1 protein-coding gene is annotated in these 834 nt (G+C 45.0%); it reads right to left on the bottom strand.

Annotated features, from left to right (window positions below; genetic code table 11):
* Positions 1–804 (bottom strand): enoyl-CoA hydratase-related protein (locus A3735_RS05410; RefSeq protein ID WP_197485685.1); only part of this gene is annotated, 804 nt, incomplete at its 3' end.
* Positions 805–834 lie beyond the last annotated feature (30 nt).

Raw genomic sequence — 834 nt, 5'->3', positions numbered from 1 at the left:
GTCTCGCGCCATACCCGAATGCTTCTGCATCGCTTTAATCGCTTCAACAGGTGCAGGATAGTTAGGACCAGCTTGACCAGCAACGAAACCTTTAGCAGTTTCGAAAGTCATCATGCTTTCCATTGGGTTCAGCTTAAGCTTAGAAGTCTTCTCTTCACGACGAGCTTTATAGTCTAGCTTGCCAGCAACTGCTTGCTTAACAAGATCGATTGCTGCAGCTTCTAGCTTATCAGCATCAACAACCGCATCTACTGCACCAAACTTAAGTGCATCAGGTGCTTTGTATTCTTTCGTGCCTGCGATCCATTCGATTGCATTATCTGCACCGATTAGACGTGGTAGACGTACCGTACCACCAAAACCTGGGAAGATACCCAGCTTAACTTCAGGTAGACCGACTTTAGCCGTTGGCGACATAACACGATAGTCCGTAGACAGACACATCTCGAAACCGCCACCCAACGCAATACCGTTGATAGCAGTTACAGATGGAAACGGAAGATCTTCAATTGCACTAAATACAGCGTTGGCCTGCAAGTTGTTTGCGATAAGCTCTTCTTCAGAACCAGCAAACAAGTCAGTAAATTCTGTGATATCTGCGCCAACGATAAAGCAATCTTTTGAACTTGTAACAATCAAGCCCTTAATGCCGTTTGCGTTCTTTAAGCTTTCCGCTGCTGCGCCAAGCTCTTCAATAGTAAGTCGGTTAAACTTATTGACTGACTCGCCCTCTAAATCGAAATTTAGCTGTGCGATTCCGCCTTCAATCTCTTTAACCGTGATGGCTTTACCTTCGTAAATCATCAACTGTTCTCCAAGTTAATTATCCGTGCT

It is taken from the genome of Oleiphilus sp. HI0061, from assembly GCF_001635675.1.
The sequence above is the reverse complement of the archived record's forward strand: the minus strand, read 5'-3'. Positions and strand labels throughout refer to the sequence as shown.